Annotated in this window: 23 protein-coding genes; 7 read left to right on the forward strand and 16 right to left on the reverse strand. The window is 69.1% G+C overall.

Features of this window, described 5'->3' with window-relative positions; genetic code table 11:
* Positions 1–388: 388 nt before the first annotated feature.
* The 15 genes from CCN37_RS08685 to CCN37_RS08755 form a co-directional block, all read right to left on the reverse strand.
* Positions 389–1,510, reverse strand: coding sequence for a VanZ family protein (locus CCN37_RS08685; RefSeq protein ID WP_086820243.1), 1,122 nt, complete (start codon positions 1,508–1,510; stop codon positions 389–391).
* Between the two features lie 104 nt (positions 1,511–1,614).
* Positions 1,615–1,890, reverse strand: coding sequence for a hypothetical protein (locus tag CCN37_RS08690; protein WP_143261499.1), 276 nt, complete (start codon positions 1,888–1,890; stop codon positions 1,615–1,617).
* Between the two features lie 347 nt (positions 1,891–2,237).
* Positions 2,238–3,011, reverse strand: a complete 774-nt coding sequence (locus tag CCN37_RS08695) for an oxidoreductase (RefSeq protein WP_086820170.1) — start codon at positions 3,009–3,011, stop codon at positions 2,238–2,240.
* Positions 3,011–3,931, reverse strand: coding sequence for a hypothetical protein (locus CCN37_RS08700; protein ID WP_086820171.1), 921 nt, complete (start codon positions 3,929–3,931; stop codon positions 3,011–3,013). The genes CCN37_RS08695 and CCN37_RS08700 overlap by 1 nt, the downstream gene beginning before the upstream one ends.
* 85 nt (positions 3,932–4,016) lie before the next feature.
* Positions 4,017–4,202: a hypothetical protein gene (locus CCN37_RS08705; protein WP_086820172.1), complete on the reverse strand. Its 186-nt coding sequence runs from the start codon at positions 4,200–4,202 to the stop codon at positions 4,017–4,019.
* 56 nt (positions 4,203–4,258) lie between these two features.
* Positions 4,259–5,158 carry a T3SS effector HopA1 family protein gene (locus CCN37_RS08710; RefSeq protein ID WP_086820173.1) on the reverse strand — a complete coding sequence of 300 codons (900 nt, stop codon included), beginning with the start codon at positions 5,156–5,158 and terminating at the stop codon, positions 4,259–4,261.
* On the reverse strand, positions 5,155–6,213 hold the full coding sequence (gene lxmK, locus CCN37_RS08715; protein WP_168200580.1) for a class V lanthionine synthetase subunit LxmK: 1,059 nt from the start codon (positions 6,211–6,213) through the stop codon (positions 5,155–5,157). Before lxmK (CCN37_RS08715) ends, CCN37_RS08710 begins: the two co-directional genes overlap by 4 nt.
* Positions 6,214–6,579: 366 nt before the next feature.
* Complete coding sequence (locus tag CCN37_RS08720; RefSeq protein ID WP_086820175.1) at positions 6,580–7,353, reverse strand: oxidoreductase; 774 nt, start codon at positions 7,351–7,353, stop codon at positions 6,580–6,582.
* Positions 7,353–8,279, reverse strand: coding sequence for a phosphotransferase (locus CCN37_RS08725; protein ID WP_086820176.1), 927 nt, complete (start codon positions 8,277–8,279; stop codon positions 7,353–7,355). The genes CCN37_RS08720 and CCN37_RS08725 overlap by 1 nt, the downstream gene beginning before the upstream one ends.
* A gap of 79 nt (positions 8,280–8,358) precedes the next feature.
* Entirely contained in the window at positions 8,359–8,541 is a 183-nt protein-coding gene (locus tag CCN37_RS08730) for a hypothetical protein (RefSeq protein ID WP_086820177.1), read from the reverse strand.
* Between the two features lie 54 nt (positions 8,542–8,595).
* Entirely contained in the window at positions 8,596–9,486 is an 891-nt protein-coding gene (locus CCN37_RS08735; RefSeq protein ID WP_086820178.1) for a T3SS effector HopA1 family protein, read from the reverse strand.
* The gene (gene lxmK, locus CCN37_RS08740; RefSeq protein WP_168200581.1) at positions 9,483–10,574 is read right to left on the reverse strand and encodes a class V lanthionine synthetase subunit LxmK; all 1,092 of its coding nucleotides are present in this window, start codon (positions 10,572–10,574) and stop codon (positions 9,483–9,485) included. Before lxmK (CCN37_RS08740) ends, CCN37_RS08735 begins: the two co-directional genes overlap by 4 nt.
* Before the next feature lie 330 nt (positions 10,575–10,904).
* Complete coding sequence (locus CCN37_RS08745; RefSeq protein ID WP_210407929.1) at positions 10,905–12,635, reverse strand: choline/carnitine O-acyltransferase; 1,731 nt, start codon at positions 12,633–12,635, stop codon at positions 10,905–10,907.
* Entirely contained in the window at positions 12,632–13,405 is a 774-nt protein-coding gene (locus CCN37_RS08750) for a methyltransferase type 12 (protein ID WP_086820181.1), read from the reverse strand. Before CCN37_RS08750 ends, CCN37_RS08745 begins: the two co-directional genes overlap by 4 nt.
* Before the next feature lie 9 nt (positions 13,406–13,414).
* Positions 13,415–14,248 (reverse strand): arpA protein, encoded by an 834-nt coding sequence (locus CCN37_RS08755; protein WP_086820182.1) that lies wholly within the window; start codon positions 14,246–14,248, stop codon positions 13,415–13,417.
* Positions 14,249–14,407: 159 nt separating this feature from the next.
* On the opposite strand from CCN37_RS08755, the gene CCN37_RS08760 reads away from it, so the two are divergent.
* The gene (locus CCN37_RS08760; protein ID WP_086820183.1) at positions 14,408–14,875 is read left to right on the forward strand and encodes a diadenosine tetraphosphate hydrolase; all 468 of its coding nucleotides are present in this window, start codon (positions 14,408–14,410) and stop codon (positions 14,873–14,875) included.
* On the opposite strand, the gene CCN37_RS08765 is transcribed toward CCN37_RS08760, so the two are convergent.
* On the reverse strand, positions 14,876–15,577 hold the full coding sequence (locus CCN37_RS08765) for a LysR substrate-binding domain-containing protein (RefSeq protein WP_371503827.1): 702 nt from the start codon (positions 15,575–15,577) through the stop codon (positions 14,876–14,878).
* Positions 15,578–15,635: 58 nt separating this feature from the next.
* Between CCN37_RS08765 and CCN37_RS08770 the strand changes: the two genes are divergently transcribed.
* The 6 genes from CCN37_RS08770 (at position 15,636) to CCN37_RS08795 (ending at position 25,967) form a co-directional block, all read left to right on the forward strand.
* Entirely contained in the window at positions 15,636–16,016 is a 381-nt protein-coding gene (locus tag CCN37_RS08770; RefSeq protein WP_086820184.1) for a DUF5997 family protein, read from the forward strand.
* A gap of 98 nt (positions 16,017–16,114) precedes the next feature.
* Positions 16,115–17,311 (forward strand): TIGR02679 family protein, encoded by a 1,197-nt coding sequence (locus CCN37_RS08775; protein WP_246842901.1) that lies wholly within the window; start codon positions 16,115–16,117, stop codon positions 17,309–17,311.
* A gap of 58 nt (positions 17,312–17,369) precedes the next feature.
* Positions 17,370–18,905, forward strand: coding sequence for a TIGR02677 family protein (locus CCN37_RS08780; RefSeq protein ID WP_086820185.1), 1,536 nt, complete (start codon positions 17,370–17,372; stop codon positions 18,903–18,905).
* The gene (locus CCN37_RS08785) at positions 18,902–20,146 is read left to right on the forward strand and encodes a TIGR02678 family protein (RefSeq protein WP_086820186.1); all 1,245 of its coding nucleotides are present in this window, start codon (positions 18,902–18,904) and stop codon (positions 20,144–20,146) included. Before CCN37_RS08780 ends, CCN37_RS08785 begins: the two co-directional genes overlap by 4 nt.
* Positions 20,143–24,156 (forward strand): TIGR02680 family protein, encoded by a 4,014-nt coding sequence (locus CCN37_RS08790; protein WP_086820187.1) that lies wholly within the window; start codon positions 20,143–20,145, stop codon positions 24,154–24,156. The genes CCN37_RS08785 and CCN37_RS08790 overlap by 4 nt, the downstream gene beginning before the upstream one ends.
* The gene (locus CCN37_RS08795; RefSeq protein ID WP_086820188.1) at positions 24,156–25,967 is read left to right on the forward strand and encodes a zinc-ribbon domain-containing protein; all 1,812 of its coding nucleotides are present in this window, start codon (positions 24,156–24,158) and stop codon (positions 25,965–25,967) included. The genes CCN37_RS08790 and CCN37_RS08795 overlap by 1 nt, the downstream gene beginning before the upstream one ends.
* The last annotated feature ends 29 nt before the right edge of the window (positions 25,968–25,996 follow it).

The raw sequence follows: 25,996 nt of genomic DNA on the forward strand, positions 1-25,996 counted from the left end.
GCACAAAGCGCGAGAACTTCTTCTTCAAGGGGATCGGCATGCGCAGAAGAGCAGCGTTCGCACTGGCACTCGCGGCGGCGACCGTGCTGACTGGAGCGGGGATCTCCACGACGGCGAACGCCGCACCGGCCAGGGCGGACTGCGGGACGGTCGGGGTCTACCCGGGACAGGCACTGCCGTCCCCCTCGGTCGGCGGCGTGTGCATCGTCAAGGGCGGCTGGTACGCGGCCGAAGGCGAAGCCGCCGCGCGCCACTGCGGCAATCCCCTGAGGGACAACAACTGGAAGCCTGTTCCATTCAACGGCCGCGTTGACTACGTACTCCCAGCGCTACACGTACTGGCACTGAAATACCGTTCGACGTATTCGCGAATCGGAGCGGAGCCGGGTCAGGAACGCTCAGCCGGAACGCGGTCGGCGGCCCGGGAATCCACCATCACCAAGCCGGAGATCAGCCCGGACAGGCCGGGGTGGGATCGGGGCCGCCACGCGCACACCAGCGCGCCGAGCAGCAGGAGCTGGGCGAAGCTCTCGGCGGCCGGAGCGGTGCGGCCCATGCTGCTGAGCGTGACGTAGCCGAACGTGCCGAACAGCAGCGCGACGAGCATCCGCGCGCCGGGAGCGGGGCTGCCATCGGGCCGGACGCGACGCAGGCGAACCGCGCGCTGGCCGATGGTGGCACCGCCGGTGATGGCCGGGATCGCGAGCAGCACCAAGGCGGGGACCCACGTGCTCACCACGGCCAGCAACGAGTTCGCCCACGCGACGTCGTTGATCCAGAAGCCGAAGGCGAAGTGCACCGACAGGTCGAGGGACGCGGCGAACGCACCGCCGAGCAAGGTCACCGACACCAGGTCGACGAGCATGCCCAGCAGCCGCCGGCCGGTGGTGACCGGACGCGGCTCCTCGGGCGAAACCTCGGACTTGCGGCCGTCGAAGACGCGCAGCAGCGGTGCGAGCAGCACGCCGAAGGCCGCGCCGAGCGTGTTGGCGATCAGGTCGTCGACGTCGGCGATCCGGTACGGGCACTCGAAGACGAACCAGTTCCCCGTCCACTGCGTCAGCTCGATCAGCAGCGACACCCCGAACCCGGCGAGCACCACCCAGCCGAAGCCGCGCCGCAGGTAGTGCGTCAGGTAGGCGCCGAGCGGGGCGAACAACGCCACGTTGAACACGACCTGCTGCACCGCCGGGTTGGCCAGCAGCCCGCGCAGCCCGGGTGACCGCTGCTCCTTGGCGATGTCGGCGAGGAAGCGCAGCGGGTCCAGCTGCGGGTGGGCCAGCGCCCGGTGCGCCTCGCACCACGCCGCGTCGATGCTGGGCAACGGCAGCATCGTGTAGGTGACCAGTGCCAGGCCGTAGACCAGGAAGCCGAACGCGAGCAGCGTCGGCCCCCAGCCCAGCTCCCCGCGTCTGCGGTAGCTCCGGAAGACGAACGGGACGAGCAGCAGGAAGGCCAGCATCCCCCCGGCGAAGACGGCGAGCACGGCGGGAAGCACCTTGTCGGACAACACGATCTCCGTTCGGACGCGGCTGCTGGTCCAGGATTGTCAGTCCTGGAGCCGCCGTCGTCCGACCTGACGGCACCGTGAGTAGCACCAAAGTCGTACACGACTCACCCGGTCAGGGAGTACGAGCCCGTCCAGTCCACCTCGTGGACGGCCGACTGCATGGTCGAGCCGTGGAAGTTGTCGAGCTGGATGGTCTGGTGCGTCGACGGCGCGCACCGGATGCACTTGCGGACGCTGTTGGCGCTGGTGGCCTGCGAGCGCACGCGCGCCTCCCACCGGCCGTAGCGCTGCCCGAACTTCGAGGCCAGCCAGCCGGAGTCGCCGCCGCTCTCGCTGACCTGGCGGAGCACGCCGCCGACCACGCGCGAGTCTCCTCGCACCGCTTGCCGTTGCCCGCGTGGCCCGGCCAGCACTTGCCGACACCGTCACCGGCCAGGCTCCACCTCGCCTGGTCAGGCACGGCGGGATGCTGCGCGGAGCCGTAGTCGAACTCGTCGGAGCCCTGCGGGATCGGTTTCCCTCCAACCGAACCGGCCCGCCGCAGTGTCTACGGCCGCTCCCGCCGAGGTCATCGTGCTGATGAGCAACAGCGCCGCCGTGCCCCAAACCGCCAGAATGCGCATGCGATGCCGCCTCAGAAATAGTGCATCGATCTACTGAGGTCACGACGGTAGCGGAGCATCCTTCGTAAGGGTGCTTGCCCGAAGCAGGGCGTTGAATGTGCGAGTCAGACGGACTTGAGCATGCCGCCGTCCACGAGGTAGTCGGCGCCGCTGATGCTCGCGGCCAGCGGTGAAGCGAGGAACGCGACCACCGAGGCCACCTCGGACGGCTCGACGAGCCTGCCGGTGCGCAGTCCCAACGTGGAGATCATGCGTTCGCGCACAACGGTTTCCTCCATCTCGTACTGCGTGGCGAGCCGCCCGCAGACGCTCTCCGGGCCCTCCCAGAAGCCCGTGCGCGTCGGCCCGGGCGTCACCGTGTTCACCCGAACCCCCGCAGGCGCAAGCTCTTCAGCGAGCGCGGGAGTCAACGCGCGCAACGCCGCCTTCGCCAACGAATAATCCGCCGGACTCGTCGCCGGAAGCTGAGCCGACAGCGACGACACGTTCACCACGGAACCCTTGCTCGCCTTCAACAACGGCAACGCCGCACGAGTCATCCTGATGGCACTGAACAGATTCAGCTCGAACGTCCGCTGCCACCGCTCATCGGAGATCCCCGCGAAACCCGCCACGTCCATCTCAGTCGAGGCACCGCCGACGTTGTTCACCAGGACATCGATCCCGCCGAACGCCTCAACCGCTTGACCCACAACGGCTTCAACACCGTCCACAGTGGTCAGATCAGCGGGAACGTGCAGCGCGTCAGGTTCGCCAGGAGTCCGCGACGCGACCACCACGGACATGCCCTCGGCGAGCAGCGCGGCGGTCACCGCCCGGCCGATCCCCTTGCTGCCGCCCGTGACGACGGCGGTCTTGCCCTTCAGGTCCAGATCCATCACAGTCCACCCGAATCGATCAGCTCGGCGACGCGGTCCAGCTCCGCCAGCAGGAAGTCGGTCCAGCCCAGGTGCGCGGTGTAGCCGCGGAGCCGGTCCAAATAGGCGATGCAGATAACCCGGCCGACGCCCTCGCGGTCGGGTGAGCCGCCGTAGCCGTCGAGCAGCGCGTCGGCGAGCGGGGCGGGATCGGGCAGGACCGGGCCGCCGTTGGCCGCGCCGAACAACGACACCGAACGCATTCCGGCCAGGTCGGCGAGGAACATGCCGATGTCGTAAGCGGCGGGCGCCACGCACAGCTTGGTTCCCGTGAGCACCTCGACGCTGCTGCGATCCTCGTTGGTGACGATGCCGTTGGGCACGAAACCACCGTGCGCGAGCACCACCGAACCGGGCGGGCCAAGGATGTCCGCAGCCCAGCCGCGCAGCAGATCCCATCGCAGTCCGCCGAGGCGTTCACCGGTGGTGCTGTGGAAGAAGCGGGTTTCGCCGTGCCCGGAACCGGCGTCCATCCACTCCACGAGGTCCATGACAGGTTCGGGGCGTGCGGTGAAGCCGAGTGGCAGCACTGTGCTGTGCAGTCTGCGCAGCGCGGCACCGGCCGCACGCACCGCGTCCACGGCCTGGTCGGGGTGGATCTCGCCGTTGAGCAGCCACCACCCGAGGCTGACCGGCGACGGCAGCTCGTAGCTGACCCCGTCGGTCTCCTCCCGTCCGATGGTGAAGCGCACGCGCTCGTCGCCCGCGGCGACCGCGGCGGCCAGGACCTCGGTGGTGGGCAGGGCGCTCCTCGGTCGGCCGGTGGGCCCGACGCTGCGCTGCCAGTGGAAACGGCCCCGGCCGAGGTCGTGCACCACCGTGGTGGACTTGCCGGTGCCGTAGGTGATCACGTGCTTGCTGGTGTCGGTCAAGGGGTTCATCACCTCACGGGCCAGGGTGGGTGCCTGCCAGGACGTCCAGGCAGGCACCCACGTCAATCACAGCGCCTCAACGGCCAGCCGTGGACTAGTCGCAGCCCTGGTGGCAGCTGAAGATCAGGGTGGTGGTGGTGATCGCCGGGGTCGCCGTGGTGACCGACTTCGCCACGACCTCGTAACCGTCGCCGACCGCCATGGTCAGCTCGGCGGGGGTGGTGTAGGTGTCGAAACCGGCGGCGAGCTCGGCGGCCATGCGGTCGTCCTGAAGCAGCATTTCGTTTCCCTCCAGTGTTTTTCCTGCATCCCCGGGGGACAGGCCCCGGGGAGGTCTCAGTGCGCGCCGCCGGGGGCGAGCGGGTCGAACCCGGCTCGCTCGCAGGCCAGCGCGATCTTGTCGGCCAAGCGCGTTCCCGGCTCGGCGGCGTGCTCCAGCAGCCCGTCCGCGACGGCCTGAGCCCGGTGCTCACCGAAGCTCAACCGCCGCGCACCAGGCGTCTGCGTCGGCTCCCACGCCGTCGCGACACCCGGGGCCAGCCGGTGCGCGAACGGCGATGTCGACGCACCGACGCCCGGCAGCGGGCTCACCCTCTCGGCGAGCGATCCCGCTGTCCCCTCAGCGTTCGCGGGCAAGTACACGACGAGCGCGTCCTGGCGCGGGTAGAGCGCGGCGACGCTCAGAACCTTGGCGTAGTAACAGATGTCTCGGGTTTCCAAGTGCGCCAACGCTTCCCGCCACACCTGCACGGCGGAGGCCGCGTCCGTCAGGTGCACGTACACCCGCAGGACCTGCTGCTCCGAGCCAGTTCCCCGCGAACCCTGAGCCAGGAAGAAGCCCGGCGACAGCGCAGGCCGCCCCGGCGGCAGGCCCAGCTCGACCCGCTCCCCCGTTCCGCGCAGCACCGAACGGGGCACGTCGACGACGACACCGCTCAGTTCGACGAGCGCGGAATCCTCGCGCAGCTCAAGCAGAACAGCTTCGGCCGTGGTCTCCGGGAACGGGATCGCGTCGGCGAAGTCCTTCTCCAGCGCAGGATCGCGCAAGGACAACTGCTCTTCGTTCTCCTCCGCACGCCCCTGGTGGAACACCTCGTAGATCGCGTGCCGCAGCCGGGAACGCAGCTCCGTGCGGCTCTCCGCGGTCAGCTCGCGCCCCGCGACCGAGGCGGTCAGCGCCTTGTCGTCGACCACGATCCGCTCGACGACCTCGCCCAACTCGGCCGTCAGCGTCATGACGCCCCCAGTCCGACGACGTCGACGTAGCGCCCCGGGTCCAGCAGGAGCTTGCGCCCGATGCCCGCCGCGGCCCGCTGCACCGCCAGCACCTGCGAGGACTGGTGCGCCACCGCGAACATGCGGTCGAACATGTGCCAGCCCGCGAACGCCGTCGCGCGCTCGGCGAGGCCGACCTCGATCTCAGCCCGCTCCGCTCGGTAACCCGCCCAGAACGCGCTGATGATCGGCTTGACCTCGCGCAACCCCGTGATCGTGCGCTGAATGATGTCGTTGTAGGACAGGGAATTCTCGGCTTCGTCACGCTCGGGCTCGGTGATGCCGAGCACCGCGCGCTGCACCCACTGGCCGACGAACGCGCCGACGTCCACAGCGGGGTCGGCGAGCCCGAACTCCTCCCAGTCGGTCACGTGCACGGTGCTCCCGACGACCTGGAGCTGGTCCAGGCGCAGGTCACCGTGCACGGGGCGCAGGGCGACCGCCGACTGCCCGGCGAGCGCGTCCAACGCGGCGCGCAGCGGGCGGTCGTGCCGGACGAGCCGCCACACCTCCAGCTCCGCGCCGGTCGCCTCCAGGTAGACCGCCAGCGGAAGCCCGCCGAAGAGCCGCGCGATCGGGCCGAGGATCGGAATCTCCTCGTGCGCCGGGACCTCCGTCGTCGGCGTCCACCCGTGCAGCTCGCCGATCGCCCGACCGACCGCCTCAGCGACGTCGGCGCCGAAGTCACCGCTGTCGGCCAACTGGTCGCCGGAGACGCGGTCGCGCTCGCTCAACAGCTCCGTGACGTGCAGCCCGGCGTCCTCGTCCCAGCCGACGCAGCGGGGCGCGCGCAGGTGCTCCGGCGTCCGGGCCGCCGCGAAGACCTCGAAGGCCACCGCCCGGCGCATCCCGGTCGCGGACGTGCGCTTCAGGAAGACCTCGGTGCCGCTCGTGGTGGCTCCGGCCCAGTTGTCGTTGCGGCCGGAGAAGGACGCCGCGCCGGACTCCAGCGCGCGCCCCAGCCCGAGCCGCTCCAGCAGGTCACGGGAGGCGGGCTCGCCGATGACTCGATTCACCGCGAGGGCGTTCCCAGCCCGTGTCCGCGTTTTCACGGCACCCTCTCAGCGAAACACATGATTCCCCCAGAATCACGACCGACAAAGCTTCTTCACGCCTTTTTGACACTGCGGGCCACCCGAGGGTCTCCGCCCAAGCACCCAACAACTGTGCAGGTAGAAGCATGTTTAGTCGATCAGTGCCTGCGGAGGACAGTCTCAAAAATGATGAGCCGAGATGACAGTGCTGAGCCGAACTGCCCGGCCTTCAGACACGCATGAAATACCTGGTTCACGCTCGAATCAGTACGTTATCGGCGACACTGGTCGAACACGCGAAAAGACCCGCGGTGCTCGTGGCACCACGGGTCTCTCGAATAGAAAATGCTAAACGGACTTGAGAACGCCGCCGTCAACGAGGTAGTCGGAGCCGCTGACGCTCGCGGCCAGCGGTGAGGCGAGGAACGCGACCACCGAGGCCACCTCCTCCGGCTCGACGAGCCTGCCGGTGCGCAGTCCCAACGTGGAGATCATGCGCTCGCGCACCACGTCCTCGTCGATGCCATGCTGCGCAGCGAGCCGTCCGCAGACACTCTCCGGGCCTTCCCAGAAGCCCGTGCGCGTCGGCCCAGGGGTTACGGTGTTGACCCGAACCCCCGCAGGCGCAAGCTCTTCAGCGAGCGCGGGAGTCAACGCGCGCAACGCCGCTTTCGCCAGCGAGTAGTCCGCCGGACTCGTCGCCGGGAGATGCGCCGACAGGGACGACACGTTGACCACGTTTCCCTTGCTGGCCTTCAACAACGGCAAGGCGGCACGAGTCATCCTGATGGCACTGAACAGATTCAGCTCGAACGTCCGCTGCCACCGCTCATCGGTGATCCCCGCGAAACCCTCCACATCAAGCTCGGTCGAGGTACCGCCGACGTTGTTCACCAGGACATCGATCCCGCCGAACGCCTCAACTGCTTGAGCCACAACGGCTTCCACACCGTCCACAGTGGTCAGATCGGCCGGGGCGTGCAGCGCGCCGGGGTCTCCCGGGTCGCGCGAGGCGACGACGACGGAGGCGCCCTCATCGAGCAGCCGCGCGGTCACCGCACGGCCGATCCCCTTGCTGCCACCGGTGACGAGGGCGATCTTGCCCTTCAGTCCCAAGTCCATCAGACGGTCTCCCAGTCACGGCCACCGGAGTCGATCAGCGCGGCGACGCGGTCCAGCTCCTGCAAGAGGAAGTCGGTCCAGCCCAGGTGCGCGGTGTAGCCGCGGAGCCGGTCCAGGTAGGCGACGCAGACGACCCGCCCGACGGCCTTGGGATCGGGCGATCCGCCGTAGCCGTCCAGCAACGCGTCGCCGAGCACGGTGAGATCGCCCAGCGGCGGCGCGCCGTTGGCGACACCGAAACGGCCGAGCGAGCGCATTCCGGCCAGATCGGCCAGGAACGTGCCGATGTCGTAGGCGGGCGGCGCCAGGCACAGCTGAGTGCCCGTCAGCAGCTCGACGCGCGCACGATCATCGCTCGCGACAACGGTGTTGGGCACCAACGCGCCGTGCGTCAGCACAGCGGGGCCGGCTGGGGCGAGGATGTCCGCCGCCCAGCTGCGCAGCAGCTCCCACCGCAGCCCACCGAGCCGTTCTCCGGTGGTGCTGTGGAAGAACCGGGTCTCCGCCCGCCCGGAACCGCCGTCCATCCAGTCCGCCAGGTCCTTCACGGGCTCGGGGCGCGTGAGGAAGCCCGGTGGCGGCTGTGTCCCGTGCAGTCTGCGCACCGCCGCACCGGCAGCGCGCACCACGTCCGCAGCCTGGTCCGGGCGCACCTCACCGGTGAGCAGCCACCACCCGATGCTGACCGGCGACGGCAACTCGTAGGAGAGCCCGGACTCGCGCTGTTCCGCCACGGTGAAGCGCACGCGCTCGTCATTCGCTGAGGCGGCGGCGGCCAGCACCTCCACCGGCGCGAGGATCAGCGACCCGGTGTTGGTCGCCCCGGCGCTGCGCTGCCAGTGGAAGCGGCCCTTGCCGAGGTCGCGCACCACCGTCGTGGAGTTGCCGGTGCCGTAGGTGATCACGTGTTTGCTGGTGTCGGTCAAGAGGTCCCCCAGGGAGCCGGAGCGGGCGCCTGCCAGGACGTCCTGGCAGGCGCCCGCGTCATTCAGGGCGTCTCAGCGATCAGCAGCGGGGGCCGCAGCTGAAGATGAGCGTGGTGGTGGTGATCACCGGGGTCGCCGTGGAGGTCGACTTCGCCACGATCTCGTAGCCGTCGCCGACCGCCATGGTCAGCTCGGTGGAGGTGGTGTAGGTGTCGTAACCGGCGGCGAGCTCGGCGGCCATGCGGTCGTCCTGAAGCAGCATTTCGTTTCCCTCCAGTGGTTTTCTTGCACCCCCGGGGACGGGCCCCGGGAATCCTCAGTGCTCGCCCCACGGGGTGAGCGGGTCGAACCCGGCGCGAGTGCAGGCCCGCGCGACCTGCTCGGCGACGCGGGTCCCGGGGTCGGCGGCGTGCTCCAGCAGTCCGTCGGCGACGGCCTGCGCCCGGTGCTCACCGAAGCTCAACCGCCTGCCCTCACCCGGCTGTGGCGGCTCCCAGGCCGTGGCGATCCCGGGTGCCAGCCGCCGGGTGAACGGCGAGGTCGACGCGCCGACCCCGGCCAGCGGGCTCAGCCGCTCAGCCAGCGATTCCGCCGTCTCCCCGGCGTTCGCGGGCAGGTACACCACGAGCGCGTCCTGGCGCGGGTAGAGCGCCGCGACACTCAAAATCTTGGCGTAGTAACAGATGTCTCGGGTTTCCAAGTGCGCCAACGCTTCCCGCCACACGTCCACGGCGGACACGGGGTCGGTCAGGTGCACGTACACGCGCAGAACCTGCTGCTCCGAACCGGTTCCCCGCGAACCCTGCGCCAGGAAGAAGCCCGGCGACAGCGCAGGTCGCCCTGGGGGCAGTCCCAGTTCCCCGGTGCCGCGCAGAGCCGACAGCGGGACCGAAACGGCCACACCGTTCAGCCGGACGAGCGCCGAATCCTCGCGTCGCTCCAGCACGAAGCCGGTCTCCGTGGTCTCCGGGAACGGGATCGCCTCGGCGAAGTCCTTCTCCAGCCCGCGATCGCGCAGGGACAGCTGCTCCTCGTTCTCCTCAGCACGCCCCTGGTGGAAGACCTCGTAGATCACGTGCCGCAAGCGGGACCGCAACTCGGCACGGCTGTCGGCGGTCAGCTCGCGACCGGCCACCGACGCGGTCAGCGCCTCGTCGTCGACCACGATCCGCTCGACGACCTCGGCCAGCTCAGCGGTGAGGCTCATGCCGCCCCCAATCCGACGACCCCGGCGTAGCGCGCGGGATCGAGCAGGAGCCTGCGGCCGATCCCCGCCGCCGCCCGCTGCACCGCGGACACCTGGCTGGACTCGCGGGCCACCGCGATCATGCGGTCGAACATGTGCCAGCCCGCGAAAGCCGTCGCGCGCGCGGCCACCCCGTCCCCCGCTCCGCCGCGCGCGGTGCGGTAGCCCGCCCAGAACGCCTCGACGATCGGCCGGACCTCGGCCAAGCCCGCCGTGGTTCGCTGGATGATGTCGTTGTGGGACAAGGAGTTCTCGACCGCGTCGCGATCGGGCTCGGTGATCCCGAGCACTGCCCTCTGCACCCACTGGCCGACGAACGCGCCGACGTCAACGGCGGGATCGGCCAGGCCGAACTCCTCCCAGTCCGTGAGGTGCACGGCGCCGCCCGCGATACGCAGCTGGTCGAGGCGGAGGTCTCCGTGCACGGGCGTGCGCACGGCCACCGACTCCTGCGCCGCCAGCGCGTCCAGCACCGCCCGCAGCTCCCGGTCGGGCTGGACCAGCCGCCACACCTCCAGTTCGGCGCCGCTGGCCTCCACGTACACCGGCAGCGGGAGCTCGCCGAAGAGCCGGGCGATGCCGCCGAGGATCGGGATCTCCTGGTGCGGTGGGACATCCGCCGTCGGCGCCCACCCGTGCAGCTCGCCGATGGCCAGCCCGGTCGCCTCCGCGAGCCCGGCGTCGAAGCCGCCGTCGTCGGCCACCTCGTTGCCGGGAACGGACTCGGCCAGCAACCGCGTGACGTGCAGCCCGGCGTCGAGGTCCCAGCCGAGGCAGTGGGGTGCGCGCAGGTGCTCCGGCGTCCGGGCCGCCGCGAAGAGCTCGAAGGCCACCGCTCTGCGCATGCCGCCCTCGGCCGTGCGCTTGACGAAGACCTCCGTGCCGCCGCTGGTCGGACCGGCCCAGTTGTCGTTGCGGCCGGAGTAGGAGACCGCGGCGGACTCCAGGGGCTGACCGAGGCCGAGCCGGTCGAGCAGCTCGCGGGCTGCGGGGTCGGCGGCGACCCGGTTCCGCGTCGGGGTACCACCACCCCGCGACAGTGTTTTCAACGCACACTCCAGCCCATTGTGAACACCGAAGAATCGCGACCGGAAGCACTTCCTTCATGCCATTTCCGGTGCGATTTCGACGTTACGAGCCAATCTTTGCACGTTGACTGACGCCTCGCTAAAAAGGCAGGAGAGCCCAGGTTTAGACACTGAAAGAGCGCGTTTTCAACTGCGTCTTCGCAGCTAAGACGCCTTGTTGCTCGATTCAGGCGAGATGTGGGATTCCCAAAAATAAGAACGCGGGCGCAGAAGTGCACCCGCGTCACACGTCAACCGAACACTTCACATCTCCGCAGCCACCACAAGCACTTGTACTGACCACGACACCAGCTAAGTCAGCAATTCGACCTGCTCACGCAGCGCGGCTTCCAGCGCCGCACCGAAAGCGTTCATCTGCTCCGCGACCGTCCTCGGCGTGCTCAGGTAGACGTTGAGCCGGTCGGGGAGCAGCACGTACGCGACACCGATGCACTTGCTGCTGGTCGAGCCGAACCCGAAGTACTGGATGTTGTGCGAGGGCGCCGAACTCGTGCTCAGGTAGTCCTCGCGCATGACCAGCCAGCCCGGCGACTCGTACAGCGCCAGCGGCTCCGTCCCGCCCGCGCGCTTCTGGATCAGTTGCAGCTCCCACAGGTGCTGCTCCGGCGCCTGCCCCGCCTGGCACTCCTTCGCGCGCGTCACGTGCTTCGCCGCCGCCTCGCGCAACGCCGCGCGCTTCGCCTCGGCGTCTGCGTCGGTACCCTCCATGGCTTCCACGTAGCGCACCATCTCCGGCGTGACGACGCGCATCGCCTCCGTGCGGCCGTTCTGGTACTGCCGCGTCGCGATCGACTCGTACGTCGCGCCCGTGATTCCCTTGCTGCGCCGGTGCGCGAGCTGGTACGCGGCCTGCACGAACGCGTCCGGCGAGATGCCCAGCTGCTTGATCCGGCTCGTGCCGATGTCGGTGAGGGACAACAGGGTGGTCGCCGTCGCCGCGCCGTAGTCCGCGAACGCCTTGCCAGCGCTCAGCACGTCTTCGCGCAGCGCGTCATCCAGCACGAACCGCACCGGCGCCGGCACCGGAACCCCTTGCGCCACACCGATGTCGTCGGCGGAGGACTCCAGCAGCGCGTCACAGAACGCCAGGATCGTGGTGCCGTCGAGCAGGCAGTGCTCCACGTTGATCCCCGCCTGCCCGTCAGCGAAGACGATCAGCGACACCGCCTTGTCGAACCACCGGTTCGCGCTGTCCCCGTGCAGCAGCGCGTCGCACGCCGCGAGCGCGTCAGCGGGCGCTCCGGCTTCCAAGGAGACGCAGAACAACGCCGACTCGACCACGTCCAGCGCTTCGGCGTTGCCCAGCTCGATCAGCCGCGCCCGGCTCGCCGCCCACTCCGCCCTGGCCTTCGTCGTCAGGTGCCCGACCGGGACGTGCTCGCCGACCTCGGCCGCCACCACCGCGCGCAGCCCGTCGGCGATCTCCGCCAGTGTGTGAGCTTGCCCTTGCGCACCAATCACATCCAGCCGGAACAACTGTCCACTGTGGAACACCACGATGTGCTTCACGTCCGCCGCCGCGCGCACCGTGTCCTGCTCGGCACCCGGAATCCTGTTGGTGGAGAACAGGTAGCGGTGCTGGTCCATCGACTGCGGCTGCCCGCGCAGCACCACCGGCGGGATGCTCTCGGCGTCCAGCGCCGCCTTGTACGCCAGCGCCGCGGCCACCAGCTCCGCCGCGCGCTCCACCTGCCCCAGCTCGGAATCCTTGAACAGGAAGAAGAAGTTGGCGTTCAACGCGATCCGGTCCCGCCGCCCCAGGTACCGGGACGGCCAGAACGTGTCGAGGTAGCTGCGCACGCCCGGTGTCCCGTCGTAGCGCACCAGCTCCGCCTGCAACGCGCGCGCCGTGTCCGAGGTCAGGAACGCCTCGACGGCGGTCTCGGTCTCGGCGAGCTCGCGCTCGGTCAGCAACGGCGCGCACCACTCCAGGAATCGCGCGCAGCTCTCTTCCAGCGTGGGCAGGGGAACCCGGGGCAGCTGGTCCTCGTACTCGAACGTGCTCACGGTCGTCACAGTCATCCTTGTCCGCTTGGCCGGCACAGGTGCAGCTGAGCGTAGAGCCAGCCCGTGTCCTCGAAGCCGCGTGGATCAACACCCGCCGCGCGCAGCGTGCCCAGCACCTGTTCCTGCTCCTCCGCCGAGACGAAACGCCGCTGGCGGAACACCCCGCCCACCCGCTCCGTCGTGTAGCCCAGCTCGCGCAACGCCTCCGCCACCGGGTCGAACGGCACCATCCGCAGCACGAAGTGCGCCATCAGCGGCCGGTCCAGCTCCGCCACCTTGGCGATCGTGCTCGCGCCCACGTAGCCGATGCAGCCCGTGGAGATCACCAGGTCCGTCCCGGCCAGCTGCTCGCGCTGCTCCTCCGTCAGGTCCTTGTTCTCCAGGTCCGCGCACACCGCGTCGTCCAGGAACCCCGCCGCCAACCCGTAGTCCAGCGCTGGCCGTGAACTGTCCAGCCCCACGATCCAGGCATTTCCCTGTCTCGTGCTCCGCTGGCGGTCCCGCACCGCGAGAGCACCCGACGACCAGCTCGCCACCTCCGGGTCGGCGTAGCGGTCGTACAGGTCGTCCATCGTCGCGCCGTGGTTCAGCAGCGCCGCGTTGATCCCGTACGAGCACCCGATGTCCAGTACCTTGCCGTGCGGCTTCACCAGGTCCGCGAAGTACGGCTTCGCCAGCTCCGGGATCTGGTACTCCAACCCGCGCAGCGTCGTGAAGTACGCGCGCGGATCGGGCTGCGTGTAGATGTGGTCGAGGGTCACCTTGCCGGTCACGTCGAACGCCATGAGCCCTCCTCAGTCCAGCAGCTGATCGCTTCGCACCGCCGCGCTCCGGTGCTCCGGCAGCACCCGGCCGAACAACTGCCTCGTCCGCTCCACGCTGCCGATCACCCCCGGCCGCTCGCTGTACGCGAAGACCGCCGAGTGCCGCGCCCGCGCACCCGCCACCTCCGTGACGCGGTGCAACGCGTAGCGCCCCTTGAACAACTGCAGGTCTCCCGGCTTCAGGGTCAACTGCCGCACCAGCTCCGGCCGCTGTCCCTCCAGCACGCCCGCCACGTCGTCGAAGTTCTCCGACTCCGGCGAGCGGATTCCCGGGCAGTACTCGAAAACCCCGCCCTCGTCCGGCTCCTGCGTCAACATGCTGACCGTGTACTCGTTCGTGTCGAAGTGCCACGGGTGCGCCAGCCCCGGCTCGATCACGTTCAACACCAAGCCCGACAACGGGTCCGCCAGCTCGTGCACCGCAGGAAGTTCGAAGCAGGCCGCCACGAACCTCTGGAACACCGCGCTCGTGTACAGCTGGTGGATCACGAACTCCGCCGGGATGTCGTCCCGCGCCACGAACGCGTTGCCCTTCTCCATAGCTATGCGCCCCGGATGCCCCTCCGGCAACGGCGCGTTCACCGCGATGTTGTAGGCGTTCACCACCTCAACGCGGGTGTAGGCGCGCCCCGCCACCCCCGCGCACTCCCCTTGCAGCGCCTTCGGGTCCTTGACGAAGCCCTCCAGGACGGTGCACCCGTCCTCCGCCAGCCCCCGCCTCGCGCGCTCCACCACCTCGCGCCAGGCCGCGCTCTCCGGCTCCGCCAACGGATAGAGGTCCTCGTCGATTACCGCCTCGGCCATGCGCAAACCCCTTCCACCGCTGGAAAGTGATCACGAAGTGAAGTAGCACAGCCCGCGCGCCCGCCTTCCGCCGCTGTGACCGGCACCACCGATTTCAGAACCGATCCAGTCCCTGTGACTAGGCCATACGGGGAGACTTTTTCTCGCTATCTTGAAGACGTGGAATGGAAGACGGACCGAATCGGGACGGCATTGCGCGGCGAGAACCCGACCGTCCTGCGCCGACTCGACTCGGGCTTCGCCACCATCGGCGACGTCCAGTTCCTGCCCGGTTACTGCGTCCTGCTCGTCGACAAGCCGGAGGTCCAGCGCCTCACCGACCTCCCGCGCCCCCAGCGGCTCCAGTTCCTCGCCGACATGGAACTCCTCGGCGAGGCCGTCGAGCGCGTCTGCGCCCGCCGCGATCCCGGGTTCCGCCGCGTCAACCTGGAGATCCTCGGCAACACCGATCCCTACCTGCACGCACACGTGCGCGCCCGCTACGACTGGGAACCCGACCACCTCGTCGGCCGCCCCGTGTGGCTGTACCCGGCCGAGAACTGGTCCTCCCCGGAGACCGCGCTCGGCCCACAGCACGACGACCTCCGCGCCGAGATCACCGCCGAGATCGACCGCCTGCGCTCCTGATCAACGCCGAGGCTTGCGCCCCTTCGCGACCGCCTTGCGCTGCTGTGGCTTCGGCTTCTTCTGCGCCGGGGCAGCCTTCTTCTGCTTCGCCGGAGCCTCCGGCTGCCGCCCCCGCGTGCTGTTCGCCGTCCGCCCGCGCACGATCCCGATCAGCTCCTCGATCAGCTCAGGACCGCCCTCCCGCAACCAGGCCAACCCCACGCTCGACTCCGGAGCGCCGACCAGCGGCCGGTACGTGAGGTCGCGGCGGTGGTGCAACCGCGCGAGCGACTGCGGCACCACCAGCACCCCCACCCCCGCCGCCGCGAATCGAATCGCGTCCTCGGTCGACTCCGGCCGATCCCACCCCGCGAGCCCCGGCGGCTGCTCCCACCCCAACGTGTCGTCCAGCGGGTGCAGCACCGTGGTCTCCGCCAGGTCCTCCGCCGACAGCTCGTCAGCGGCGGCGAGCAGGTGCTCCTTCTGCATCACCACCACTGTCGTCTCCGTGTACAGCGGGATCGTGTGCAGGTCCTCCCGCTCCACGAACGTCCGCAGCAGCACCGCGTCCGCCTCGCGCCGCCGCACCACGTCCGCCGCGTCCTCGGCCGAGACCGCCACCAACGTCAGCCGCACCTCGGGCAGCCGCTCCGCCCACATCCGCAGCCACTTCGTGGGGACGATCCCCGGCACGTAGCCGAGCAGGAACTCCGAGCCAGTCACCCCGCCAGGCTATCGGCTCTGGTCAGACGCGCTCCGACCACTCGATACCCTTCAGCCCATGAAGTCGCCGAAGTCCCAGACCATGAAGCCCTCCACGGCCGCCAAGAAGCTGGAGGTCTACCTCGAGGCCACCCCCGCCGAGTTCCAGGAGGGCGTCGTCTCGCGCGAGGAGCTCAACGCCCTGCAGGCCGACCCGCCGCAGTGGCTGCGCGACCTGCGCCGCGACGGCCCCTTCCCCCGCCAGGTCCTCGCGCTCAAGCTCGGCGTCTCCATCAGCGGCCTCGCCCGAGGCGGCATCACCGAGGCCCTCACCAGCGACCAGGTCGAGGAGATCAAGGCCGCCAACCCCGACTGGCTCCGCCGCGAACGCTCCGTCCAGGTCGAAACCCTCAAGGAAGCCGCCCGCCTCAAGCAGCGCAAAGCCGCCCAGGACCACTAGGCAGCTGCCAGAAGCACCTGCGTGATCCAGGCCAAGGACTACAGCGGGATCGTGCCCACCGCGCCAGGTAGCGCGCACCCCCTAGGCTGACCTTCATCGTGGACCCGCTGTTCTCCCCCACGCTCAAGCCGATCTGGCAGGCCGTGCACGCGCGGCTCTCGACCGGTCGGCCGGTCAGCCGCGTTCGGATCGGGCCGCTCAGCGACGACCAGCGCACCGCCTTGGCCGACCTGCTCGGCTCCGCGCGCCTGCCCGGCGACAAGATCGACGTCAGCGTGCAGCGGCTGGACGAAGTGCTCCTGGAGCGGATTGGCCGGGACACAAGGGACTTCGTCGCTCAGGCCATCGGTCCTATCGGTGACCGCGCGGCCGAACGCCGCGACGCCGCCGCTGAGCGAGCCGCGTTGTGGGACTGGCTCACCGCACACCCTGTGGTCACCGCGCAGCCCGCGCTGACAACGTGGACCGCGGCCGTCCGGCGGACGGGGCTCGTCGACGGCTCACCTGTCAAGACGAAGGTGGAGTTGGAGAAGGTCCTGGCCGTGCTCTCGGAGCTACCCGCCGCTGGGCGACCGCTGCCCGCGTTCGCCGACGCCGTGCTCAACGATCCGCACGCGCTCGACGACGGCACGCGCCGCGCGAACCTCGTGTTGAAAGCCCTCTCCGCCGTCTACGACGTCCCTGCTCCGGTCGACGCGCCGGAGCGCAGAGCGTTGTGGGAGCGGGCCGGGATCGCCGACGACCAGTTGTCCTCGACAGCGCTCGTCGCGGGACTGACGTTGTCTGGCAACGACATCGTCAGCGATGTCCTGCGGCTCTGCGCGGACGCCGGACTCGCGGCGGCGCTCACCCTGCAACAGCTCCGAGCCACCACCGCGTTCACCGGCACGCCACCGGTGGTGTGGGTGTTCGAGAACCCCAGCGTGCTCGCGGTGGCACTCGACCGGTTCGGCGCCGACTGCCCGCCGCTGGTCTGCACCTCTGGATGGCCGAACAGTGCGGGCGTCCTGGTGCTCAACCGGTTGCGGGCAGCCGGTTCGGCTCTGCGCTACCACGGCGACTTCGACGGCGAAGGACTCCGGATCGCCGCCAACGTGATCGCGCGGACCGGCGCGACCCCGTGGCGGATGGACAGCGCCGACTACCTCGCCGCTGCCGCCGACGGGCCTCCGGTCGGCCGGGTCACTCCAGTCCCGTGGGACCCCGACCTCGCCGGGCACCTCGCGGAGGTCGGCCGAGCCGTTCCGGAAGAACGCCTGGCAAACGCCCTATTGGACGAGATCGTCCAGCGCTGAACGCCCCCGGATCGTCGGCCCCCTCCCGTAGCGTGGCCGGCGACCACCCGGAGGCAGCATGGACCCGATCCGTGTCCCGCCCGAGATGTTCCGCTTCACCAGCGGAGACCGGGCAGGGCTGTACGTCTCGGTGCTGCACGCCTTCGGCGAGGCCAACGAACGACTCGAAACCGCGCTGAGCCTGATCGACGTCCGCGCACGATTGCGTTCGGTGGGCTGGCTCGAAGCCATCGAGGACGAGGACCTCACCACCGCGCTGAAGCAGCTGCACGACTGGAACCTCGTCGACGTCGTCCAGAACCACTCCGAGAACTACCGGACAGCGGACGAGTACGAGCGACGCAACCTCCAGTACTCCCTCACCCGCCAGGGAGAGGCGGCCTTCGCCGGTGTCGTGCACGCCATTGGTGTGCTCGCCGCGACCGGCGCGTTGCAGACCGCGGTGCTGGACGCGATCGCCGACCGGCTCGGCAGCCTGATCCAGGAACTCGAGACCGGAACGGATCGACGGATCTTCAGCACGCTCGTCGAGCTCGAAGCCCACCTGGAGGCTCTGCGCGGCAACACCAAGCAGTTCAACGGCGAGCTCCAGCGGCTCCTGCGCGCCGACGGGGCGAACGTCACGACGTTCCACGAGGTCAAGGCCAGCACCGTCGCCTACCTCCAGGAATTCCTGACCAATCTGGAGCACCGGGCGCACACGATCGCGGTGCGGGTCCAGCGAGTGGAGGAACACGGCGTCGGGCTCATGCAGCAGCGTGCGCTGACCGGCGCGGACCTGCCGCGACTGTCCTCGACCGATCCGGGCCCGGCCTGGCTGGAGAACAGGCGAGCCAAGTGGGAGGGGCTGCGCATCTGGTTCTTGCCGGTCGACGGAACACCCCCGCGCGTTGAGCAACTGCACATCGTGGCGCGCAAGGCGATCATCGCGTTGCTCCAGGTGCTCGACCGCATCACCGAGTCGCGGCGGCGGGCCAGCAGCGCGGTCACCGACTTCCGCGAGCTCGCACGGTGGTTCACCGTCGTTCCCGCACACGAAGACCTCCACCGGCTGTGGTCGACCGCCTTCGGGCTCAGCTCAGCCCGCCACGCCCACCTGGCCCACCCAGACCCTGAGCTGATCACTCCGTCCTCGTCCTGGTCCGAAGCCCCGCCGGTCGCGGTCTCTCCCTTGCTGAGGGCGAGCGGGCGCACCGAGCGGTTCAGCCGCACGGGCAAGGTGCGCGAGGTCGCCGCGGTGCGCGCCGCGCGAGCCGAACAGGCGCGAGCCGAGCGGGCAGAGCTGGAAGCCGCTTGGGACATGCTCGACACGGGCGGGCGGGTTCGGCTGTCCTCCTTCGGGTCGTTGGACCACGGCGTGTTCGAGCGCTTGCTGGACCTGCTGGGCAGGGCGCTCAGCTCGACGCCCGGTCAAGGCGGTACCCGGCGGGCCACCACCTCCGACGGGCGGATCGAAATCCTGTTGCGGCCGACGCGCGATGGCACGATCGCGACGCTCACCACCGCTCGCGGACAGTTCCGCGGTCCCGACCACGAGATCGAGATCCGCACCGCTGGGCAGCGCTCGCGACGTGCTTCGGGAGACCGTCGATGACCAAGCTCACCAACCAGCTGGTGACGGCGGAACGCGAAGAGGTGGCCGACGCGATCCGGCGGCTGCTGGCCACTCCGCTGATCACCGAACAGGCTCAACCGGAAGCTTTCGACCTGGTCCGCAGGCGGCGGGAACCCGTGCGGCAGTGGTTCGACTACTACTGCGGCTGGACGCTGACCGTGGAGCCCCGGCTCGGTTACGCCCGACTCGTGAAGGTGCGGACCGCGACCGATCCGAGCAGACCAGCCAGACGGCTGCGGTCGGGCCGAGCACCGTTCGACCGCCGTCGGTACGCGCTGCTGTGCGTCGTGGCGGCTGAGCTGCTCTCCGTTGCGGTGACCACGATCGGCCTGCTGGCCGACCGGGTCGGCCGAGCTACCGCGACGGACGAGGTGGTGCCGTCCTTCGACACCGCCAACCGCGCCGAGCGCATGGCTTTCGTCGACGTCCTGCGCTTGCTGGAGTCCTACGGCGTGGTGGACACCGTCGACGGCACCACTGAGTCCTTTGTGGACTCAGCAGCAGCCAAGGTGCTGTACCGGATCGACTCCACCCTGCTGCTGCGGCTGCTGGCCGCTCCGGTGGGCCCGTCGCAGCTCGGCGTGCCGATCGAGGACGTGGCGCTGCGCTTCGACGAGCTGCTCGCGGCCATCTCACGCGAACGCCGGTACGGCCTGGGTTCCGGCGCTCACGACGAGTCCGCCACCCGCTCCGACGTGCAGCGCAACCTCTGGCTGCGGCACTCCGTGTTCCGCCGCCTCGTCGACGACCCGGTGCTGTACTTCGACGACCTCCTCCCCGAGGAGCGCGCCTACCTCGCCTCCCCGACCGGTCGGCAGCTCCTGCGGCGTGCCGCCGAGCAAGGCGGTTTCGTCCTTGAGGAGCGCGCTGAGGGGCTTCTCCTGGTGGACGTCGACGGCATCGCCACCGACAGCCGCTTCCCGGACGACTCGGGCAACGCGAAGGTCGCCGCGCTGCTCTTGCTCGAATCGCTGACCGGGCCCACCACCGTCGAGCAACTCGAAATCCAGGTGGAGGAGCTGCTCTCCCGATTTCCCAAGTGGGCCAAGACATATCGGGAGGAAGACGGCCCGCGCCAGCTCGTCTCCGACGCCGTCGCGGTCCTGACGGCGTTCGGCCTCGCAGAACGGGAGGGCGGCATCGTCCGCCCCCTGCCGGCGGCGGCTCGGTATGCCGTCGACGCCCCCAGGACCACCGACCCCGGAGAGCCAACGCCATGACGGTGACCGAACTCCCGCGTCGCTCCGCCGAAGAATCAACGGCGCGCTGGACACCGACGCGCGCGGGCATCCTCAACGTCTGGCGGTACTACGACGAGGTCTTCGAGTTCCACGAAGGCCGCCTGCTGCTGCGCGGCCCCAACGGCAGCGGCAAGTCGAAGGCCCTTGAGCTGCTCCTGCCGTTCCTGTACGACGCGAACCTGCGCGCCAACCGGCTTTCGACCTTCGGCACCAACGAACGGACGATGCACTGGAACCTCATGGGCGAGGGCGCGAGCGGGACCACGCGGGTCGGATACGTGTGGATGGAGTTCCGCTCCCCAGAAGAGCCGGAGCGGTGGTTCACCTGCGGAGCCCGACTCCAGGCGAGCACGCACACATCCAGCGTGCACCCCGACTACTTCACGACTTCCCTGCGCGTCGGTCACGGCGGATTTTCCCTTGTCAATCAAGCAAACCAGCCGCTGACGAAAACCGTGTTGGAAGAACGCCTCGGCGCGGACGGCGTCGTGTACGGCAACGCCGGGGACTACCGGACGGAAGTTCGCACGACCCTGTTTCCCGGTCTGAGCGAACAGCGCTTCGACGCGTTGATCACTGCGCTCCTCCAGCTGCGCCAACCGAAGCTGTCGCAGCGGCTCGACCCCAGCCTGCTGTCGAGCCTCCTCTCCAAGGCACTGCCACCGTTGGGAGAGCAGGAGATCTCGGACCTCGCCGAGGGCTTCGAACGCCTCGACGCCCAGCGGGAACGACTCAAGTCCTTGGAGGACGAGGTCACCGCGACCCAAACGCTGGCGGCTCGGCAACGGACCTACGCGCGACGAGTGCTCCGCGCGGGCGCCGCGAACGTGATCTCGGCGACCACCGAGCTGGAGAGCTTGGCGAAAGCCGCGAAGAATTCCGCCGAGCAGTACGGGAAAACCGCACAGCACAAGGAAGAGACCGAGCGCCGGATCGAGGAGCTCGTCGCGGAGATCGAGATCACCGAAGCGCGCAGGACCGGGCTGCTGGAGAGCGAGGAGTACAAGCAGGGCAAGGAACTCGACCGCCTGCGTCAGCGCACCGCCGAAGCTCGCACCACCGCCACACGACTTCGCACCGACGCTGACATCAAACGGTCAGCGGCCGAGCGCGACGAGGAAGTCCGGCAGACAGCTGAGCGAGCGGAAAGCCGGCAAGCCGAGGCCGTCCTAGCCCACGAACTCCAGACCCGCGGCGCCGCAACACGTGCTGGCCTGGCAAGCATCCATGCCGAAGTGGTGGCAGACCCCGGTTCAGGCCGCACGCTGCTCAGCGCGGCGATTCGCAGCAAGCAAGGACAGCTCGACGCGGTCCGGGACGCGGTGGACGAGCACGAACGAGCCGTCGACCGACGCACCTCCGCCGAAGACGACCTCAACGACGCTCGGGAACAGCTCGCCGAGGCTCAGGGCCTGCTCACAGCCGCAACCGCGGATCACGAGGCTGCTCTGGAGATGCTGAGCGAGCAGTTGCTCACGTGGGCCACCGGCTGCCGCGAATTGTCCTTCGCCGAGCCCAGCGCGTTGCTGGCCCACCTTGAGTCCGAACCAGCGCTGATCGCTGCCATCGACACGGCGGCCACCCCGATCCTCGAAGACATCGCCCAGCAGAGAGCGATCGCCACCGGCGCCGTCGATGTGGCTCGCCGCGAGCGCGCCGAGGTGGCCGAGGAGCTGGAGCGCCTGCACACCGAACGCGACGTGCCACCGATCGCTCCACCCACCAGAACCACCGATCGCACCGCGATGACCGGCGCTCCGTTGTGGCAGCTGATCGACTTCGCCGACTCGATCCCGGATCGCACCGCTGCCGCGGTCGAGGCGGCCCTCGAAGGAAGCGGTCTGCTCGACGCCTGGGTCGGCAGCCGCGGCGAGATCGAGGGGCACGACGTCTTCGCCGACCCCGACGCGCTGCCGCTGGTGCGGGGACGTTCCCTCGCCGACGTGCTCGTCGCCGAGGACGGAGCCGTGAGCCGCCTCCTGGGCTCGATCGCTTACGGCGACAAGCTTCCCGCCGCGCTCGCCGCCATCGGCGGCGACGGGACCTGGCGCTTGGGCTCGCTGTCCGGAAGTTGGGCCAAGGGCCATGCCACCTACATCGGAACCCTTGCGCGCCAACGCGCCCGGCAGCACCGCATCAACGACCTGACCGCGCTGCTCGCCGAGCACGACGCCACCCTGGCGTCGCTCGACGACGAGCTCGCCCTCTTGGCAGCTCGCCGCCAGGTGCTGCGAGATGAGCGAGAGTCCCGTCCGAGCCATGTCGCGGTCAACGAGGCCGCTGACATCGTCAAGCGTCGCGAATCCCAGCGCTCCGCCGCTGAGAACGCGGTCCGATCCCGCATCGACGCGGTCACCGCACGAGAAAAGCTGGTGACACAAGCGTTTCGCGAGCTGACGAGCATCGCCTCCGAGCACGGCGTGCCCACTGACCGCACGGCGTTGAAGACGCTGGAGACCGCGATCCGCTCGTTCCACGACCAGGCCGAGAGCTGGCTCGAAGCGCACGGCCGACTGCTCTCATCCCGTCGGCACCTGCACGACATGACCGAACAGGCCGCGCGCTCCGAAGGCATCGCCGTCGAACGCGAGACCGAGGCCGCCCGAGCCGAATCTGAGCACGAGCAGCTGACCGCGAAGCTCAAGGCGGTCGAGAGCACGTTCGGCGTCGACTACCAGCAGGTGCTCACCGAGATCGACGAACTGCGGACGAGGCTCGGGAAGCTGAACGAAACGCAGAAACGAACCAGGACCGAGGTGACCGACCTCGCCAGCAAGCTCGGTGAACTGCGCATCCAGCGCAAGACCGACGCCGAAGCTCACGAAGCGGCTGGGCTCCGCCGCGACACCGCCGCGACACGCTTCCGCCAGCTGGCCAGCGGTGTCTTCCCCGCCGACGCCGGTGCCGATGACGATCTCGGAACGACCCTCGCCGCCTCAGAAGGCATCCGCGCCGCACTCGACGCGGCCCGCCTGATCGCCGCCGCTTGGCCCGTGATCCCCCACTCCGCCGCCAACATCAGCGACGCGCTGCACCGGCTCCTCGAATCCGTCCACTCGTGCCGCGACAGCTTGAAGTCCCGCGCCGACCTCGACCTCGAAACCGACGAGGACGTGCAGATCTTCACCGCAGTCGTGGACGGCATCCGCGTCGGCGCTTCCGAGCTGCTCGACATCCTCCGCACCGAGGCCGAGGAGAGCCGCCGCGAGATCACCGACCGTGAGCGCGCCCTGTTCGACCAGACGTTGACCGGCGACATCCGCCGCCACCTCGCCGCACGAATCCGCCAGGCCAACGAGCTCGTCGACGGCATGAACGCCCGCCTGGAACGCGTGCGCACCGCTTCCAAGGTCGCTGTCCGCCTCGTCTGGCAGGTCGCCCCCGACCTCCCCGCGGGCACCAAGGCCGCACGCGACCTTCTGCTCAAGGACCCCGCTGGCCTCAACGAGGCTGACCGCGAGTCCCTGCACCGCTTCTTCCGCGAGCGCATCGAGCAGGCCAAGGCCGACGACACCGCCACCAGCTGGGAGCAGCAACTCGGTCAGGTCTTCGACTACACCGCGTGGCACCAGTTCGTCGTCAAGGTCGACCGCGCCAACGGCTCCGGCTGGCAGCTGCTCACCCGCAAGCTCCACGGCGCCCTTTCCGGCGGCGAGAAGGCCATCGCGCTGCATCTGCCGTTGTTCGCCGCCGTCGCCGCCCACTACCAGGCCACCCCGCCCGCCCCTCGCGTCATCCTGCTCGACGAGGTCTTCGTCGGCGTCGACACCACCAACCGCGGCCAGGTGTTCGCCCTGCTCTCCACCCTCGACCTCGACCTCATGCTCACCTCCGACCACGAGTGGTGCGTCTACTCCGAGCTCAGCGGCATCGGCATCCACCAGCTCATCACCGCCTCCGACGGCGACGACGCCGTCACCACCGCCCGCTTCACCTGGAACGGCCACGAGCTGCTTCCAGCAGACACCGACTTGGAGAACTCCTCCTGATGGCCGGGACGAAGACGCAAGTGTGCTCTACCGAGGGATGCGCGAATCCGGCCGCGTTCACCACGAAGTCCAAACCTGCCTGGTGCGGCGTCTGCATCGACGAGTTCACCCGCACGGGCGGGCTGGAACCGATGGAACCCTTCGCCGGAGTACGTGCGTGGAGGTTGACCGAGTGCCAGGTCTGCGGTGTCCGGGTGCACTACCGATTCGAGTACATCCAGGACAAGAACGCGACCGGGGAGACGGTCTGCCGGGGCTGCCACTGGCTGTCCTGGGCGCGCCTGCAGCGAACCGCTCCATGGCAGGAGTTCGACCGCGCGGCACTGGAATCCCTGCGCCTGGGCAGCGCTGAACAGGTCGCTGAGGCACATCGGTTGGATCGACTGGCCGCTCGCGTGGAAGAGCACGGATTCGACCTGGTCTCCACCACCGCGGCCGCGAACGGCGACGGACCCGTGGTGACCAGGTGCCAGGCTTGCCAGAGGCGCAGCGTCGCCCGCCTCAGCGATGTCGGATTCGGCTGCGCCTGTTCTCGCAACACCCGTTCCGCGCATCCGACGAGCGGCACAAGGGGACGCGTCCTGCTGGCCGAGTCGGACAGCCCTGGACTCCAGTGGTGGGACACCGAGCGCAACACCGAGGCCACCTTTCAAACCGTCACGGTGGCAGCAGTGCGGAAGTGTCACTGGAGGTGCCCGGAATGCGGCTTGCGGTTTCAGGCCAAGGTCAACGACATGGCCGCCCGGCCGACCTGTCCCGACTGTGCCGCGCGGCGTCGGGATGCCTGGCAACGCGACTATGAGCGTTGGCAGATCACCCCAGTGGCGGATGTACCCGAATTGGCTGCGGCGTGGGCAGACGATGCCGATCCAGCGCGAGTGATGGTCGCCGGTGACGGAGCGATGTCGAGGTTTCGTTGTCCGCAGGGCCACTACCCGCGGATACACCCGCTGAGGTTCCTCAACTCCGGATGTCCACACTGCCGCGCAGCGCACACCGCGACCACCGGAAAGCGTTGGCTGGCCGACACTTTGCCCGAGATCGCATCTCAGTGGCATCCGACGCGCAATGGCACGCTCGCACCGGCGAACGTGGTGTGGGACTCCAAACGCGTGATCTGGTGGAAAACCGACTGTTGTGGGTACGAGTGGCAGGAGTCCGTGCGAGATCGGGACAAGTACAAGCGGCTTCGTTGCTCGAACTGCAAGACGATCCTTGGATCGCTGGCATGGCACGACCCTGGCCTAGCGGCGGAGTGGGCGCCGCAGAATCCGGTCAGTGCCTGGCAGGTGCGCCCAAACGCGGCGACTGACTTCGTGCCTCTGTGGATCTGTTCCACCGATCCGGCCCATGTCTGGCGAGCACCGTTGAGCAGTCGTTCGAGCGGAACGGAGTGTCCAGACTGCCGCGAGCACGGGAAGTCACGGGTCGAACTGGAGCACCATGCCGCAGCAATGGCTGCGCTCGGCGCCGCACGATCAGGAATTATGTTGCGAGACAAAGCATTCACCTCTCGCAAGACGTGGACTGCGGACATCAGCGTCGATGTCGACGGGCAGCTGCTCGTGATCGAGTACGACGGCGCCTACTGGCACGCCGCGCCAGCGAAAGTCCTCGTTGACCAGCGCAAGAGCCAAGACTTGCTCGCGGCTGGCTACCTCGTGGTACGCCTGCGAGAGGACGACTTGCCCCCCTTGGACGTTGTCGATCCGAGGTATCTGGAGATCAGGGTGTACTCGACGGCTCCACGCCCGCTCGCGGTCATGGACGAGATCCGTGAGTGGTTACGCGGGCTCGTGCCGAACGCATGACGATCTGCGCGGTCCGAAATCTGGAGGTG

The sequence above is a fragment of the Allokutzneria sp. NRRL B-24872 genome, from assembly GCF_002155965.1.
Lineage (GTDB): Bacteria > Actinomycetota > Actinomycetes > Mycobacteriales > Pseudonocardiaceae > Allokutzneria.

Coding starts and splice junctions, on each gene's coding strand:
- CCN37_RS08695 (WP_086820170.1), bottom strand. CDS start 3,011: ATGGATCTGGACCTGAAGGGCAAGACCGCCGTCGTCACGGGCGGCAGC.
- CCN37_RS08700 (WP_086820171.1), bottom strand. CDS start 3,931: ATGAACCCCTTGACCGACACCAGCAAGCACGTGATCACCTACGGCACC.
- CCN37_RS08705 (WP_086820172.1), bottom strand. CDS start 4,202: ATGCTGCTTCAGGACGACCGCATGGCCGCCGAGCTCGCCGCCGGTTTC.
- CCN37_RS08710 (WP_086820173.1), bottom strand. CDS start 5,158: ATGACGCTGACGGCCGAGTTGGGCGAGGTCGTCGAGCGGATCGTGGTC.
- CCN37_RS08720 (WP_086820175.1), bottom strand. CDS start 7,353: ATGGACTTGGGACTGAAGGGCAAGATCGCCCTCGTCACCGGTGGCAGC.
- CCN37_RS08730 (WP_086820177.1), bottom strand. CDS start 8,541: ATGCTGCTTCAGGACGACCGCATGGCCGCCGAGCTCGCCGCCGGTTAC.
- CCN37_RS08735 (WP_086820178.1), bottom strand. CDS start 9,486: ATGAGCCTCACCGCTGAGCTGGCCGAGGTCGTCGAGCGGATCGTGGTC.
- CCN37_RS08745 (WP_210407929.1), bottom strand. CDS start 12,635: ATGACTGTGACGACCGTGAGCACGTTCGAGTACGAGGACCAGCTGCCC.
- CCN37_RS08750 (WP_086820181.1), bottom strand. CDS start 13,405: ATGGCGTTCGACGTGACCGGCAAGGTGACCCTCGACCACATCTACACG.
- CCN37_RS08755 (WP_086820182.1), bottom strand. CDS start 14,248: ATGGCCGAGGCGGTAATCGACGAGGACCTCTATCCGTTGGCGGAGCCG.
- CCN37_RS08770 (WP_086820184.1), top strand. CDS start 15,636: ATGAAGTCGCCGAAGTCCCAGACCATGAAGCCCTCCACGGCCGCCAAG.
- CCN37_RS08780 (WP_086820185.1), top strand. CDS start 17,370: ATGGACCCGATCCGTGTCCCGCCCGAGATGTTCCGCTTCACCAGCGGA.
- CCN37_RS08785 (WP_086820186.1), top strand. CDS start 18,902: ATGACCAAGCTCACCAACCAGCTGGTGACGGCGGAACGCGAAGAGGTG.
- CCN37_RS08790 (WP_086820187.1), top strand. CDS start 20,143: ATGACGGTGACCGAACTCCCGCGTCGCTCCGCCGAAGAATCAACGGCG.
- CCN37_RS08795 (WP_086820188.1), top strand. CDS start 24,156: ATGGCCGGGACGAAGACGCAAGTGTGCTCTACCGAGGGATGCGCGAAT.